14 protein-coding genes are annotated in these 13,463 nt (G+C 63.5%); 7 read left to right on the forward strand and 7 right to left on the reverse strand.

The features are described 5' to 3' along the window. The first annotated feature begins 50 nt into the window (after window positions 1–50). Window positions 51–305 carry a hypothetical protein gene (locus AAFX91_RS08540; RefSeq protein WP_130581040.1) on the forward strand — a complete coding sequence of 85 codons (255 nt, stop codon included), beginning with the start codon at window positions 51–53 and terminating at the stop codon, window positions 303–305. Window positions 306–321: 16 nt separating this feature from the next. Here the strand turns inward: AAFX91_RS08540 and AAFX91_RS08545 are convergent, their stop codons facing one another. Genes AAFX91_RS08545 through AAFX91_RS08565 form a run of 5 tightly spaced genes read right to left on the reverse strand, consistent with a single transcriptional unit; the run spans window position 322 to window position 4,996 of the window. After that, window positions 322–1,308, reverse strand: coding sequence for a Bug family tripartite tricarboxylate transporter substrate binding protein (locus tag AAFX91_RS08545; RefSeq protein ID WP_394566168.1), 987 nt, complete (start codon window positions 1,306–1,308; stop codon window positions 322–324). Continuing rightward, window positions 1,305–2,210: an amidohydrolase family protein gene (locus AAFX91_RS08550; protein WP_394566169.1), complete on the reverse strand. Its 906-nt coding sequence runs from the start codon at window positions 2,208–2,210 to the stop codon at window positions 1,305–1,307. The genes AAFX91_RS08545 and AAFX91_RS08550 overlap by 4 nt, the downstream gene beginning before the upstream one ends. A gap of 14 nt (window positions 2,211–2,224) precedes the next feature. Further along, the gene (locus AAFX91_RS08555; protein WP_394566170.1) at window positions 2,225–3,400 is read right to left on the reverse strand and encodes an amidohydrolase family protein; all 1,176 of its coding nucleotides are present in this window, start codon (window positions 3,398–3,400) and stop codon (window positions 2,225–2,227) included. 38 nt (window positions 3,401–3,438) lie between these two features. Further along, the gene (locus tag AAFX91_RS08560) at window positions 3,439–4,113 is read right to left on the reverse strand and encodes an RraA family protein (protein WP_394566171.1); all 675 of its coding nucleotides are present in this window, start codon (window positions 4,111–4,113) and stop codon (window positions 3,439–3,441) included. 28 nt (window positions 4,114–4,141) lie between these two features. Further along, window positions 4,142–4,996 carry an amidohydrolase family protein gene (locus AAFX91_RS08565; RefSeq protein WP_394566172.1) on the reverse strand — a complete coding sequence of 285 codons (855 nt, stop codon included), beginning with the start codon at window positions 4,994–4,996 and terminating at the stop codon, window positions 4,142–4,144. Window positions 4,997–5,119: 123 nt separating this feature from the next. Here AAFX91_RS08565 and AAFX91_RS08570 point away from each other — a divergent pair, with 123 nt between their 5' ends. From AAFX91_RS08570 to AAFX91_RS08590, 5 genes are all read left to right on the forward strand, one after another. Further along, window positions 5,120–6,094: a LysR substrate-binding domain-containing protein gene (locus tag AAFX91_RS08570; RefSeq protein WP_394566173.1), complete on the forward strand. Its 975-nt coding sequence runs from the start codon at window positions 5,120–5,122 to the stop codon at window positions 6,092–6,094. A 275-nt stretch (window positions 6,095–6,369) separates the two neighbouring features. Then, window positions 6,370–7,326, forward strand: coding sequence for an ABC transporter substrate-binding protein (locus AAFX91_RS08575; protein WP_394566174.1), 957 nt, complete (start codon window positions 6,370–6,372; stop codon window positions 7,324–7,326). 64 nt (window positions 7,327–7,390) lie between these two features. Then, window positions 7,391–8,176 carry an ABC transporter ATP-binding protein gene (locus tag AAFX91_RS08580; protein ID WP_394566192.1) on the forward strand — a complete coding sequence of 262 codons (786 nt, stop codon included), beginning with the start codon at window positions 7,391–7,393 and terminating at the stop codon, window positions 8,174–8,176. After that, the gene (locus AAFX91_RS08585; protein ID WP_130582000.1) at window positions 8,173–9,039 is read left to right on the forward strand and encodes an ABC transporter permease; all 867 of its coding nucleotides are present in this window, start codon (window positions 8,173–8,175) and stop codon (window positions 9,037–9,039) included. Before AAFX91_RS08580 ends, AAFX91_RS08585 begins: the two co-directional genes overlap by 4 nt. A gap of 111 nt (window positions 9,040–9,150) precedes the next feature. Next, window positions 9,151–10,188, forward strand: a complete 1,038-nt coding sequence (locus tag AAFX91_RS08590; RefSeq protein ID WP_245476628.1) for an esterase — start codon at window positions 9,151–9,153, stop codon at window positions 10,186–10,188. 65 nt (window positions 10,189–10,253) lie between these two features. Here the strand turns inward: AAFX91_RS08590 and AAFX91_RS08595 are convergent, their stop codons facing one another. Together AAFX91_RS08595 and ybaL are read right to left on the reverse strand one after the other, a co-directional pair. Continuing rightward, the gene (locus AAFX91_RS08595) at window positions 10,254–10,733 is read right to left on the reverse strand and encodes a hypothetical protein (protein ID WP_130582001.1); all 480 of its coding nucleotides are present in this window, start codon (window positions 10,731–10,733) and stop codon (window positions 10,254–10,256) included. A gap of 48 nt (window positions 10,734–10,781) precedes the next feature. Further along, window positions 10,782–12,548 carry a YbaL family putative K(+) efflux transporter gene (ybaL, locus tag AAFX91_RS08600; protein ID WP_130582002.1) on the reverse strand — a complete coding sequence of 589 codons (1,767 nt, stop codon included), beginning with the start codon at window positions 12,546–12,548 and terminating at the stop codon, window positions 10,782–10,784. 219 nt (window positions 12,549–12,767) lie between these two features. On the opposite strand from ybaL, the gene AAFX91_RS08605 reads away from it, so the two are divergent. Then, complete coding sequence (locus AAFX91_RS08605) at window positions 12,768–13,445, forward strand: alpha/beta family hydrolase (RefSeq protein ID WP_394566175.1); 678 nt, start codon at window positions 12,768–12,770, stop codon at window positions 13,443–13,445. Window positions 13,446–13,463: the final 18 nt, after the last annotated feature.

Consider the following 13,463-nt stretch of genomic DNA (forward strand, 5'->3'; position numbering starts at 1 on the left):
TTGCTCCCGTTTCACGGAACTGAGACAACGGGCCGGTAAGGACGGGCGACATGAAACTTTTGAGCCTCATAACCCTCGGCCTCATGGCCGGCGTCGTCCCCGCTTCAGCGGCGGTGGAGCAATGCCGGTTCATCCAGGCGAAGGCCGAGCGGGAAGCCTGCTACGAGCGGCAGGCCGTGGCGCTCGATGCCAAGCGCAAGCCGGAGCCGGTCTACGACAGCAAGCCGATGGAATCGCTGCAGCAGATGCGGCGGGATGACGAAGAGGTCTACAAGAGCTTGCGCAGCATCTGTCGCGGCTGCTGACCCGCGTCCCGAAAGATCACTCGGCCTTGATCTTGGCGGTGCGGATGATGTTGCCCCAGCGTTCCGTCTCGGACTTGATGAAGGCGCGGAAATCCTCCGGCGAACCGCCTTTGACCACGGCGCCCATCTCGCGAAGGCTGTCCTTCACCTTCTGATCGCCGAGCGCGAGGTCGATCTCCTTGTTCAGCCGCGACACGATCTCCTTGGGCGTGCCGGCCGGAACCAGGAAGCCCCACCAGACGGTGGCCTCGACGCCGGGGAAACCAGCCTCGGTGACGGTCGGGACATCCGGCAGCAGCACCAGCCGCTCGCGCGAGCTGACGGCGACCGGCCGGAGCTGGTTGGCGCGGATCTGCGGCATGCCCTGCACGGGATCGACGAACATGAAGGAGACGCGGCCGGCGATGATATCGACCATCGCCTGCGCGCCGCCCTTGTACGGCACGTGCAGCGCCTGGATGCCGGTCACCTGCTTGAAGATTTCCGCGGCAAGGTGGCCCGAGGTGCCGGTGCCGGCGGAGGCAAAGGTGAGCTTGTCCGGCGCCGCCTTGGCCATGTCGACGATGTCCTTGACGGTCTTGGCCTCGAATTGCGGCTGCACCACCAGGATCAGGGGCGAGTAGCCGACAAGGGCGACCGGCTCGAGGTCCTTCTCCGCGTTGAAGGGCAGGCTGTCGAACAATGCCTCATTGGTCGCCAGATTGTTGGCGGCGATCAGCACATTGTAGCCGTCGGGATCGGACTTGGCGACGAAGGCGGTCGCGATGTTGCCGCTGGCGCCGGGCCGGTTCTCGATCACGACCGGCTGGCCGAGCTGCGGACCGGCCTGCTGCATCACGGTGCGCGCGACGATATCGACCGCGCCGCCCGCCGAGAACGGCACCGCGACATGGATCGGGCGCTCGGGATAACCGGCGGCGCGGGCCATTCTGGGCAGGCCGGGCAATAGCGTAGCGCCGGCAAGCAGCGACAGGACGGTGCGTCGGTTGATCTGGTCGGTCACGGGTGGGCCTCATTTGATGTTGCTGGTTTGACGGCGCCCCCCGCCTCGGGCCAACGCAGCAGCGCCGCGGCTGTGCCGCCGAGAACCTGCCGGCGATCGTCATCGGTCAGGAACGGAAGCTCGCGCCGCATATGGTCGAGACATTCGAGATAGGAGCACGGCAGACGCGTGAGATCGGATCCCCACATGATGCGATCGGCGCCGAACGCCTCGAAGGTTCGCCGCAGATAGGGCTCCAGGCTGGCGAACGGATAGGCGCTATCCGTGTAGCACGGCAGCGAGCTTGCCTTGATCGCGATGTTCGGAAACCGCGCCAGTGCGAGCAATTCGTCGAGGTCGGCGAAACAGGCTTCATCGCGCAGCGCGCTCTGCCGCGCCATGTGATCGAGGATGATGGTGAGGCCGGGATAGCGCTCGGCCAGCGCGGCGATCTCCTTGACCAGGCCGGGCGCGAGCGCCATCAGCGGAATGCCCAGGCGCTGGCAGTCCGACCAGAACCATTCGATGCTGCCGGGCACGAGCCAGCGCGCCCATTGCGGCTTGTAGAAGGTCATGCGGATGCCAAGCATCCCCGGCTGGTCGAGCCAGGTCTGCAGGCGATCGCGTGCGCCGGATGCATCCGGATTGAAACGGCCCATCACCGCGAACCGCTCCGGAAAACGCTGCGCCGCCTCCAGCGCCGTATCGTTGGAATCGCCGACCGGGGACGGCGGCACGATCACCGCTCGGTCGATGCCGGTGCGGTCCATCATCCCGATCAATTCATCCGCGCCCAGCGGCTCGGGACGATGCGGCCGCGCGCCGGGGACCGCGACGAAGGATGGCTTGCCGATCTGCTCCGCCGGCCACGGCCGATCGGGGCGATGCGCCTCCCAGAGATGAACCTGCGAGTCCGTGATCAATGCGCGCTCCCGTCTCAATTGAAGATGTCTGCGGGAATGCGGCTGAACACGCGCCGCGCATTGCCGGCGAAGATAGCGCGCTTCTCGTTCGCGCTCAGCAGCGTCGAGTCGTCGATGTAACGCCGCGTGTGGTCGTAGTTGAAACCGGTCTCGGGATCGATGCCCTTCACCGCACCGACCATCTCCGAAGCAAACAGGATGTTCTCCGCCGGGATCACCTTCGTCAGCAGGTCGATGCCGGGCTGGTGATAGACGCAGGTGTCGAAGAACACGTTCTTCAGCACACTTTCGGAGAGCGGCGGCCGCTTCTGGTCCTGCGCGATGCCGCGGTAGCGGCCCCAGTGATAGGGAATGGCGCCGCCGCCATGCGGGATGATCAGCTTCAGTGTCGGAAAGTCCTTGAACAGATCCGACATCAGGAACTGCATGAAGGCGGTGGTGTCGCCATTGATGTAGTGGCTGCCGGTGGTGTGGAAGACCGGATTGGCGGCGGCGCTGACATGGATCATCGCGGGCACGTCGAGCTCGACCATCTTCTCGTAAAGCGGATACCACCAGCGGTCGGTCAGCGGCGGATCCTTCCAGTAGCCGCCGCTCGGGTCCGGATTGAGGTTGCAGCCGACGAAGCCGAGCTCCTCGACACATCGCGTCAGCTCAGTGATGCAGTTCTTCGGCGCAACGCCGGGCGATTGCGGCAACTGGCAGACGCCGATGAAATTCTTCGGATAGAGTTTTGTCAGCCGATGGATCAGGTCGTTCGAGACCCGCGACCAGGCCTCGCTGACCGCGGCGTCCCCGATATGATGGCTCATGCCGGAGGCGCGCGGCGAGAACAGCGTCACCGACGTGCCGCGCTCTCGCTGCAGCCGCAGTTGTGCGCCTTCGACCGACTGCCGCAACTCATCGTCGCTGACATTGAGCTCGTCAATCGAAGGCATCTGCGAGCGATCGCCGATCGCCGCGATCTGACGCTTGCGCCAATCGAGCAGCGCCTGCGGCTCCGTGGTGTAATGGCCGTGGCAGTCGATGATCGGCCCGCTCGAAGCCTGTGCGCGCCGCAGCCCTTCCGTCGCCTCGATATTGGTCGGAGGCGAAAAAGACCTGCCCGAAGCCATCATGGCCTGGAACACAAGCGGGCCGCCGCAACACGAACAGCCGTTCGAGTGGACCGATCCGGAAAAAGCAAACACGGCATACTCCCTTGCGAACGTCGCGTACGACGTCGCGATCAAACGTCAATCTTGCAACCGAGCCGGGTCAGCGTGGCGTCGACCCAGGAGCGGTCGAGCTTGCCCTCCTTGATCAAAGCGAGCTGCTTGATCTCGGCCTGGTGCTTGGCCTCGGTCGCCTTCAGCACTTCGGCCGTGACATCGAAGGGCACACAGACGATGCCGTCGCCGTCGCCAACGATCAGATCACCAGGCGCGATCACCATGCCGTCGATCGCGACCGGCACGTTGATCTCGCCGGGGCCGTCCTTGTAGGGGCCGCGATGGGTGACGCCGGCGGCATAGACCGGGAACGTGCCGGCGCGGAGCGTGTCGTAGTCGCGGATCGCACCATAGATGACGATGCCGGCGATCCCGCGCCGCTCGGCCTGCGCCGCCATCATCTCGCCGATCAGGGAATTGGTGAGGTCGCCGCCGCCGTCGACCACGATCACATCACCGGGTTCGGCGATGTCGATCGCCTTGTGCACCATGAGATTGTCGCCGGGACGCGTCTTCACCGTGAAGGCCGGACCCGCAAGCACACCCTCCTTGTGGATCGGCCGCAGCGCCGCGCCGCCCGCGGTCATCCGCGACATGGAGTCACTGATGTTGGCGACCGGCAGCTCGCGGAACTTGGCGACGGTGTCGGCATCGACCTTGCGCGCGCGTTTGCAAATCTGGAATCCAATCATCGCCTCGCCTCCCTTGCCTCCTCGGTTATCATTTGAAGAGATCGCGGCCGCCGGCTTGCTTGATGTATTTGATGAAGTTGCCGGCGAAGATCGCCTTGCGATCTGCTTCGTTGAGGAAATCGCATTCCTCGCTGATGAAGGTCACGGACTGCGGATAGGTGCAGGCGCGCAGCACCGGCGGATAGTTCGATCCCCAGATCATCTTGTCCGGACCGATATGCTCGTAGAGTTCGCGGAAGCGCTGCTTCGAAGTCGGATGCGGATATTTCTCGTCGTCCGGCGCGGCCTCTGGAAAATACGACACCTTCATCCAGATGTTTGGCTGTTCGCCGAGCTTGAGGATTTCGGGCCAGTTCCAGTAGCGGTCGGTGTAGGGCGGCATGCGGCGCAGCCCCATGTGGTCGAGCATGATCAGGATGCCCGGATAGCGCTTGACCATGTCGTGCAGCTCTTCGGTCTGGTACGGCGCGAACAGTTCGAGCGGGATCTGGAGCTTTTCTATCGCGGCGAGGAAATCATTCAGCAGGCCCTGCCGCAGCCAGCTATTGTAGGGCGGCTGGTGCAGCGTGATGCGCACGCCCAGCATGCGCTCCTGCGCCATGAACTGTTTCAGCCGGCCCTCATTGTCTGGCAGCAGCGGATCGAACCGACCGAACACCCCCACCACCCGATCCCTGTGTTTGGCCGCCGCTTCCAGCGAATAGCGGTTGTCGTAGCCCATCAACGACGCCGTGACCTGGACGATATGGGTGACGCCGGCCTTGTCGGCCTCCTTCAGGAGATCCTCCGCGAGCATCTCCTCGCCCCAATGGATCCCGTTGGGATCGTGCGGGCGCTCGGGGGTGGATCGTTCCCAATAGTGCAGATGCGTATCGATGATCATGGGACAGGGCCTCTAGCAGGGCGTTCCTCGGATTATCGGTGGTTTCCGCCGGTGTAGGCGCAGCCGGCCCATTCCGTCCAATATGATATTGACAGCCCGGCTATACGTTTTGACTATAAGAAGATGGATTATCGCCAGCTTCGCTATTTCATTGCCGTGGCCGAAGAGCTCAGCTTCAGCCGCGCCGCCCGACGCCTGAACATCAGCCAGCCGCCGCTCAGCATCCAGATCAAGGCGATCGAGGCCGAGGTCGGGACGACCCTGTTCAGCCGCAATCGGCGTAAGGTCGAACTGACGCCTGCTGGCGAGGTGCTGCTGGACAATGCGCGGCGCGCGGTGAAGCAGCTCGAGCAGACCACCGAAGCGGTGCGCCGCGCCGGCCGCGGCGAGGCCGGCACCATCCGGCTCGCCTTCACCAGCTCGGTTCCGATGCGGGAGGCCTTCGCGCAGATGCTGCGCGCCTTCCGCAGCCGCTATCCCGACGTGCAGATCGAATTGCAGCACATGGGCACCGGCTCGCAATTCGCAGCGCTCGCCGACGACCAGATCGATTTCGGCATCCTGCGGCCGCCCGCTGTGCTGCAAAAGAACCGGAATATCAAGCTGATGCCGTTGTGGCGCGACCGCTCCCGGCTGTTCTTTCCATCGACCCATCGCCTTGCCGCGTCCACGGCGCCAGTCGAGATGACCGAGCTGGTCGATCAGCCGTTTGTCGGCGTCGAACCGATCGTCAATTGCGGCATGCATGAACATCTGATGACGCTGTGCGGCGCGGCCGGCTTCACGCCGCGCATCGAGCAGGAAGCGCGTGAGCTCAACACCGTGCTCGGCCTCGTCTCGGCGGGGCTCGGCATCGCCGTGCTGCCGGAGTGCTATACCTGCATGGCGATACCGGGTGTCTCCAGCCGCCCGATCGCAGGTATCGATGCCGAGAGCTGGCTCATGATCGCGACGCGCGATCGCAACATGCCACCGCTGATGCAGCGCTTCACCGACGTCGCCTGCAACCTCGGCGGCGCGGACGCACCGCATCTGGTGCCGTCGAAGACGGTCAACGAACGCGCCAAGGCACAGGCGAAGATGGTCCCATTGCGCTGAGCCTTCGCAGCCGCGAAGCCGGCAGATCGCCTCCGTGCATCGTGTGATATCGAAAAGCTAGCACTCCGATATCTTTCGCAAATCCAAGCGAGAAGAATTTCGCGTGGCCGCGCTTCCGACGCGCGCGAACCGTTGACATCTGCCATGCGCCGGGTCTGATGTTGGCGGCGTAACAACAAACACGACAACAGAGATCGAGGGAGGGGCAGTTGATCATCACGCGACGACACGCCCTTATGGGAAGCGCTGCATTGCTCGCAGCTCCGGCGCTCATCGTGAGAACGTCAGCGCCGGCGCGCGCGGAGGAAGGACAGATCAGGATCGTCCGGCAGCCCGGCATGGGTCATCTGCCGCTGACCCTGATGATGGAATTGAACCTGCTGGACAAGCATCTGAAGGCGGCCGGCATCGACAAGCCTAATGTCAGCATGCGCGTCGTCAGCGGCAGCACCGCGACCTCCGACGCGGTGATCTCGGGCAACGCCGACATGACCAGCGGCGCGCTGACCTCGCTGCTCACGCTGTGGGACAAGACGAAGGGCAAGTACCAGGCGCTGTGCGCCATCACCACGCAGCCGATGCAGCTCGACACCATCAATCCCGCGGTGAAATCTGTCGCCGATTTCACCGACAATGACCGCATCGGCCTGCCCGGGGTGAAGACGTCCTATCACGCGATCGTGCTGCAGATGGAGGCGGCGCGGCTCTGGGGCGTCGACCAATATGCGCGGCTCGATCATTTGACCGTGTTCATCTCACCGCCGGATGGCGTGATCGCGATGCTATCAGGCAAGTCGCAGATTTCAGCGCATTTCACCTCGGCGCCGTTCATGTATCAGGAGCGCGAGGGCGGCAAGGCGCGCAAGATCCTCGATTCCTATGACGTGCTCGGCGGCCCGCATGTGTTCGGCACGATCTGGGGCTCGGCGGCCTATTTCGAGAAGAACCCGGTGACGACGAAGGCGCTGCTCGCAGCGCTGTCTGAAGTCATGGATCTCGTCAAGAACGATCCGCGCGGCATGGCGCAGACCTATATCAAGGCCGACAACCTCAACTTCCCGCTCGATTTCGTCGAAGGGATGCTGCGCGATCCGCAGAACATCTTCGAACTCGCGCCGCGCAACAGCATGAAGTTCGCCGAATTCCAGAACAGGATCGGCTTGATCAAGACCAAGCCCGCGAGCTGGAAAGACTATTATGCGCCGGCGATCCACCACCTGCAGGGTTCGTGATCCGTCGTTTGGGAGGTCACCATGATTGAGCGCAGGCATTGCTGCTTCCAGCATCGGCAAGGACATGGCTGAGCCGCTTCTCGACGTCGACCGCGTCACGCTGCGTTACAAGACGCCGCAATCGCTGGTGACCGCCACCCATCGCGTCAAGTTCCGCGTCGAGCGCGGCGACCGCTACGTGCTGCTCGGGCCCTCCGGCTGCGGCAAGTCGACCCTGCTCAAGGCGGTCGGCGGCTATCTGATTCCGAGCGAAGGCGCCATCCGCATCAACGGCCGCAAGGTTGACGGCCCCGGCGCCGACCGCATGATGGTGTTCCAGGAGTTCGACCAGCTCCTGCCATGGAAGACGGTCGCCGAAAACGTGGCGTTTCCGCTGCGCGTCGCGCGCAAGCTCTCCAAGGCCGAGGCGAATGAGCGCGCCCGCGCCTATATCGACAAGGTCAACCTGACCAAATTCGCCGACAGCTACACGCACACGCTTTCGGGCGGCATGAAGCAGCGCGTCGCGATCGCGCGCGGCATGGCGATGGAGCCGGACATCCTCCTGATGGACGAGCCTTTCGCCGCGCTGGACGCGCTGACCCGGCGGCGCATGCAGGATGAACTCCTGCAATTGTGGGCCGATACGCACTTCACTGTGCTGTTCGTGACCCATTCGATCGCGGAGGCGATCCGGATCGGCAGCCGCATCCTCCTGCTCTCGCCGCATCCGGGTCGCGTCAAGGCCGAGATCGAGGACGTGGCCGCCGTCGGCGGTGACAGCCGGCGCGCCGGCGAACTGGAGAAGCAGATCGACGACCTCCTGTTTTCAGCGGAAGGCGCCGGCGCCGATCACGAGACTGCCTCATGAACGCACCGCGCATCATCCTGAGTTCGGCCACCGTCATGAATGACGGCATGGATCAGCCCGAGGTCGAGCGGCAATTGTCGGCCGCCGAGCGGCTTTGGAACAATGCCGCGCTACGCAAGGTCCTCATCCTGATCGTGCTGGCCCTGATCTGGGAGGCCTATGCGCTCTATCTCGATGACGCGCTGCTGTTCCCGACGTTATCCGACACGCTGAAGGCCCTGTTCGATCACATCATGGATGGCTCGCTGTTCGCACGCACCTGGACCTCATTGCAGGTGCTGCTGCTTGGCTATGCGATCGGAATTGCGCTTGCGGGGATCTTGACGGCGCTCGCAATCAACACGCGGCTGGGGACCGATCTCCTGGAAACGCTGACCGCGATGTTCAATCCGCTGCCGGCGATCGCGTTGTTGCCGCTGGCGCTGATCTGGTTCGGGCTCGGCGCGGCGAGCCTGATCTTCGTGCTGGTGCATTCGGTGATGTGGGCGGTCGCGCTCAATACCCATGCGGGATTCCTCGCGGTGTCGCCGACGCTGCGGATGGTCGGGCGTAACTATGGATTGCGCGGCCTGCCCTATGTCCTGGGGATCCTGATCCCTGCCGCCTTTCCATCGATCCTCACCGGGCTGAAAGTGGCCTGGGCATTTGCCTGGCGCACCTTAATCGCCGCCGAGCTTGTGTTCGGCGTCGCGTCCGGCAAGGGCGGGCTCGGCTGGTTCATCTATGAAAGCCGCACCGTGCTCGATATCCCGGCGGTGTTCGCCGGCCTGTTGACGGTAATCCTGATCGGCCTCTTCGTCGAAAATCTGGTCTTCCGCCTGATCGAGCGCCGCACCGTGCGAATGTGGGGAGTGCAATCATAGAGCGTTTTCAAGCGAAGTGGACACCGGTTCGCGTGAAGAAAACGCGTCAAAATAAGAATCTAGTACCGACGTCACGTTTTCAAAAAAACATAACATATCGAGGAAACGCCCATGCTGAAGCGCCTGGTCCTTGCCTTCATTGTTTCGGGAAATTTTCTCGCGGCAAGCCACGCCGCGGAGGCGCCGCCATCCGGCCCCCTCACCATCGCCAAGCAGGGCAGCTTCTTTGTCGGCGGCCGCGAGGTGAAGAGCGACGCGCTCTCGACCATTCCGACGTTCGGCGCCACGGGCACGATCACCGTCGACCAGATGTATGTCCGCTACCAGACCCCGCTGCAGCCCAAGGACTATTCCATCACGCTGATCCACGGCTGCTGTCTGACCGGCAAGAGCTGGGAGACGACACCCGACGGCCGGATGGGCTGGGACGAATATTTCCTGCGCCGCGGCTTCTCCGTCTATGTCATCGATCAAGCCTGGCGCGGGCGTTCGGCCGCGAGCCCCGTCGCCGTCAACAACGTGAAGACCGGCAAGGCCGCGCCCGACACGCTGCCCGCCTTCATCTCAGCCGGTCATGAGCCAGCCTGGGCGATCTTCCGCTTCGGCACCGAATATCCAAAGGTGTTTCCCGGACTGCAGTTTCCGCTGGAGGCGCAGGACGAGTTCTGGAAGCAGATGGTGCCGGACTGGCACTATTCGATGACGCCGCCGGTCCCGACCGTGAAGGCGCTGTCCGAACTGTCCGAGCGTCTCGGCAAGACGGTGCTGGTCAGCCATTCGCAATCCGGCATCTTCCCGTTCCAGACGGCCGCAATGAGCCCGAAGGGAATAACTGCCATCATCTCGATCGAGCCGGGAGCATGTCCGGGCGGCGACTTTAATATGACGGCGCTCAAGCAAATCCCGACACTGGTCCTGTTCGGCGACTTCGTCAGCCAGTCGGAGGTGTGGAGCAAGCGGCTGGAAGGTTGCAGAAGCTTCGTCCAGGCCGCGAAGGCCGCCGGCGTCGACGCTGAAGTCGTCGCGCTGCCGGACGTCGGCATTCACGGCAACTCGCACATGCTGATGCAGGACAAGAACAACCTTCAAGTCGCCGACTGGCTGATCGATTGGCTCGCGACGCACGTCGAGAAGCGCGCCGCGAAATGACGCGCGCTTCAGCGGAGGAAAGGTACCGCCTTTTCCCGCACAAGGTGGTGTCAGGCTCGGCGCGGCTATGCCAATTGCTGCGGGCTCAGGCTGCCGAGCCACATGCGGGCCGAGTGGATGTTGTGAAAATCCTTGATCGCAATCTCTTTGGCCAATTTCGAATGGATGCTCCCGATTGAGACCTTGCCGAAGAATGTCAGCGACACGGCGGTAGCGACGGCCTTGAGACCCGCCGCCCGCGCCCGTGGCAGCCAATCTTCTACGATCCACTTCTGATCTTCGGCGTGGACGATCGGCAAGTCCGAATCATCGCCCAGGATCCTGTCGGCGGCATGCTGCGTGAGCATGCCAAGGATGATTTCATGAATGAAGCGAAGCTGAGCGCTGGTCGCGTATTTCCGCCACACGACCGCGATACAGGAAATGCTTTCATCGTAAGAGAGCGAACAGATCGGGTTGTCGTGCGGACTGTTCAACAACTGGATCCCGTCGATGGATTCGCCTTCGATGATCCGCTTCAGCTCCGTCAGAGAACTCGCGCCCATTCTGACCCCTCTTCTACCGCCTGCATCCCCACGCGCAGCGGCGGTATACTAGCGATCTGCCGGCGCATTTGGAACACCGTGCAGAGCGATCACGGTCGGCGCGTCCTGCGGTTCCACCTGCCGCCTTTGCGGCTGACGCTGCAGGTCTTCAATCATCGCCCGTGCGATCTCGCGCTCGCCCATGATGACGGTATCGGCGCCCAGTCGCGTGAGATGATCGACCTCGGCGTCCGAATGCGCGCGGGCGATGATTCGGATCTGCGGATTGGCGGCGCGCGCCTGCTGGACGATCTGTCCGGCTTCGAACGCTTCGGGAATCGCGACCACCAGATATCGGGCCGCGGATGGATTGGCGGCGGCGAGCACGTCGGCGCGGACGGCATTGCCCATGATCGCCTCGATATCCTTCTGCTTGAGCCCAGCGACGATCGCATCGGCATCTTCGATGACGAGGAACGGTTGGCCCGCCTCCTTCATGGCGCTGCCGACGATGTTCCCGACCCGGCCGTAGCCGACCAGGATAGCGTGACCGGTCAGGCTTGTGACCGGGATCGGTTCGCGGGCGGCAGGAGCGGCGGTCTTCGGCGACGCCCGCCTCGGATCGAGGCGCGGTATCAGCCAGTCGACACCTGCGAAGATCAGCGGATTGAGCATGATCGAGAGGATCGCTCCGGCCAGGATCAGGTCGCGACCTTCCTTCGGGAGCAGATTGGTTACAACGCCGATCTCCGCCAGGATGAAGGAGAACTCTCCGATCTGGGCGAGACTGGCGGAGATCGTCAGCGCCGTGGAGACCGGATGCCTGAAGGCCAGCACGATAAAGAAGGCTGCCACGGATTTTCCGATAGTGATGATGAAGATCGTAGCGATCAGCGGCCACGGCTCGCGGATCACACTCATCGGATCGAACAGCATGCCGACGGAAACGAAGAACAGCACCGCAAAAGCGTCCCGCAGCGGCAGCGACTCCTGTGCCGCGCGCTGGCTGAGCGGGGATTCCGTCAGCATCATCCCGGCGAAGAAGGCGCCGAGCGCGAGCGAAACGTCGAACAGCTTTGTCGCGCCGAATGCAACGCCGAGCGCGATCGCCAGCACGGCGAGCCGGAAGAGCTCGCGGGAGCCAGTGTGCGCAACGTAATGCAGGATCCAGGGGATGAGCCTGCGTCCCACCACCAGCATCAGGGCGATGAACAGGCCGACCTTGGCGACTGTGAGCAACAATGTGCCCGTGAGTCCAAGACCAAGGCGCGCCGCGAGCGGACCGGCGGTCTGCGCATCGCCGTTTCCACCGAGCACGCTCGCAAGGGCCGGAAGCAGCACGAGCGCGAGCACCATCGCCAGATCTTCCACGATCAGCCAACCGACGGCGATCTTGCCGCGGTCGGTATCCATCAACCGGCGCTCCTGCATCGCGCGAAGCAGCACGACGGTGCTGGCGACCGACAATGCCAGCCCGAACACGAGGCCCGCTCCGACCGACCATCCCATGGCCTGAGCAAGTCCGAGCCCCATCAGCGTCGCAACCGCGATCTGGACGACGGCACCGGGCAGCGCGATGGCGCGGACAGACAGGAGATCGTTGAGAGAGAAATGCAGGCCCACCCCGAACATCAGCAGGATGATGCCTAGCTCCGCCAGCTCCGTTGCCAGCGCCTGGTCCGCGACGAAGCCGGGCGTAAAGGGGCCGGCCGCAACTCCCGCGAGCAAATAGCCGACCAACGGTGGAAGCCGGAACCGCTGGGCGAGGGCACCGAACACAAAAGCCAGTCCAAGCCCTGCGACAATGGTCGCGATAAGTGGCGTATCATGCAGCATTTTCAGCTTTTGGCACAATCTGTCGCCGATGTCCCGCGGACCTTTTGTGGCGGCATGTCGCACTTGCTGCTTGCGTTGATTGGCGCAGTCGCTACCTGATGAGATGAGCTGCAGCCTCGTAGCCCGGGTGGAGCGCAGCGCAACCCGGGACCTCTGCATCAACGTTTACGAGCTGTCCCGGGTTACGCTGACGCTCCACCCGGGCTACACATCACGACGATGAAAACTGACACGCAGTCCCTCAAGATCGAGATCGGCCATGCTGGCGCGGTCTCGGCGCTGCTGCTTCGTCCGCCGCAGGCTCACGCGATCTATGTGTTTGCGCACGGCGCAGGCGCCGGCATGACGCATGGCTCGATGGAGGTGATTGCCACGGGCCTCGCCGCGCGCGGCATCGCGACGTTGCGTTACCAGTTCCCCTATATGGAGAAGGGCAGCAAGCGGCCAGATCCACCCGCGATTGCGCATGCCACCGTGCGCGCTGCGGTGGCAGAGGCCGCAGAGCGGTGCGCCGGCCTGCCGCTCTTTGCCGGCGGAAAATCCTTCGGCGGGCGGATGACCTCGCAGGCGCAGGCGGTCAAGCCGCTTGCCGGCGTACGAGGCCTGGTGTTTCTCGCCTTCCCGCTGCATACAGCCGGAAAGCCATCCACCGAGCGGGCAAAGCATCTCGCTGACATCAAAATCCCCATGCTGTTCCTGCAGGGCACGCGCGATGCGTTGGCGGACTTGAAGCTGCTCGAGCCGGTGGTCAAGGAGCTCGGATCATTGGCGACGCTGCATCTCGTGAAAGAAGCCGATCATTCCTTCCATGTGCTGGTCCGTTCGGGCCGCAATGACGGCGAAGTGATGGACGAGGCGCTCGATGCATTCACGGCGTGGGTGGATTCGATCCTTTGAAGGCGCTCAAGTGAGTGG

It is taken from the genome of Bradyrhizobium sp. 31Argb, from assembly GCF_043638955.1.
Lineage (GTDB): Bacteria > Pseudomonadota > Alphaproteobacteria > Rhizobiales > Xanthobacteraceae > Bradyrhizobium.

Bases quoted from the DNA above. Each gene is read 5' to 3' on its own strand.
- AAFX91_RS08540 (WP_130581040.1), top strand. From the start codon at position 51: ATGAAACTTTTGAGCCTCATAACCCTCGGCCTCATGGCCGGCGTCGTC.
- AAFX91_RS08560 (WP_394566171.1), bottom strand. From the start codon at position 4,113: ATGATTGGATTCCAGATTTGCAAACGCGCGCGCAAGGTCGATGCCGAC.
- AAFX91_RS08565 (WP_394566172.1), bottom strand. From the start codon at position 4,996: ATGATCATCGATACGCATCTGCACTATTGGGAACGATCCACCCCCGAG.
- AAFX91_RS08570 (WP_394566173.1), top strand. From the start codon at position 5,120: ATGGATTATCGCCAGCTTCGCTATTTCATTGCCGTGGCCGAAGAGCTC.
- AAFX91_RS08580 (WP_394566192.1), top strand. From the start codon at position 7,391: ATGGCTGAGCCGCTTCTCGACGTCGACCGCGTCACGCTGCGTTACAAG.
- AAFX91_RS08585 (WP_130582000.1), top strand. From the start codon at position 8,173: ATGAACGCACCGCGCATCATCCTGAGTTCGGCCACCGTCATGAATGAC.
- AAFX91_RS08590 (WP_245476628.1), top strand. From the start codon at position 9,151: ATGCTGAAGCGCCTGGTCCTTGCCTTCATTGTTTCGGGAAATTTTCTC.
- AAFX91_RS08595 (WP_130582001.1), bottom strand. From the start codon at position 10,733: ATGGGCGCGAGTTCTCTGACGGAGCTGAAGCGGATCATCGAAGGCGAA.
- ybaL (WP_130582002.1), bottom strand. From the start codon at position 12,548: ATGCTGCATGATACGCCACTTATCGCGACCATTGTCGCAGGGCTTGGA.
- AAFX91_RS08605 (WP_394566175.1), top strand. From the start codon at position 12,768: ATGAAAACTGACACGCAGTCCCTCAAGATCGAGATCGGCCATGCTGGC.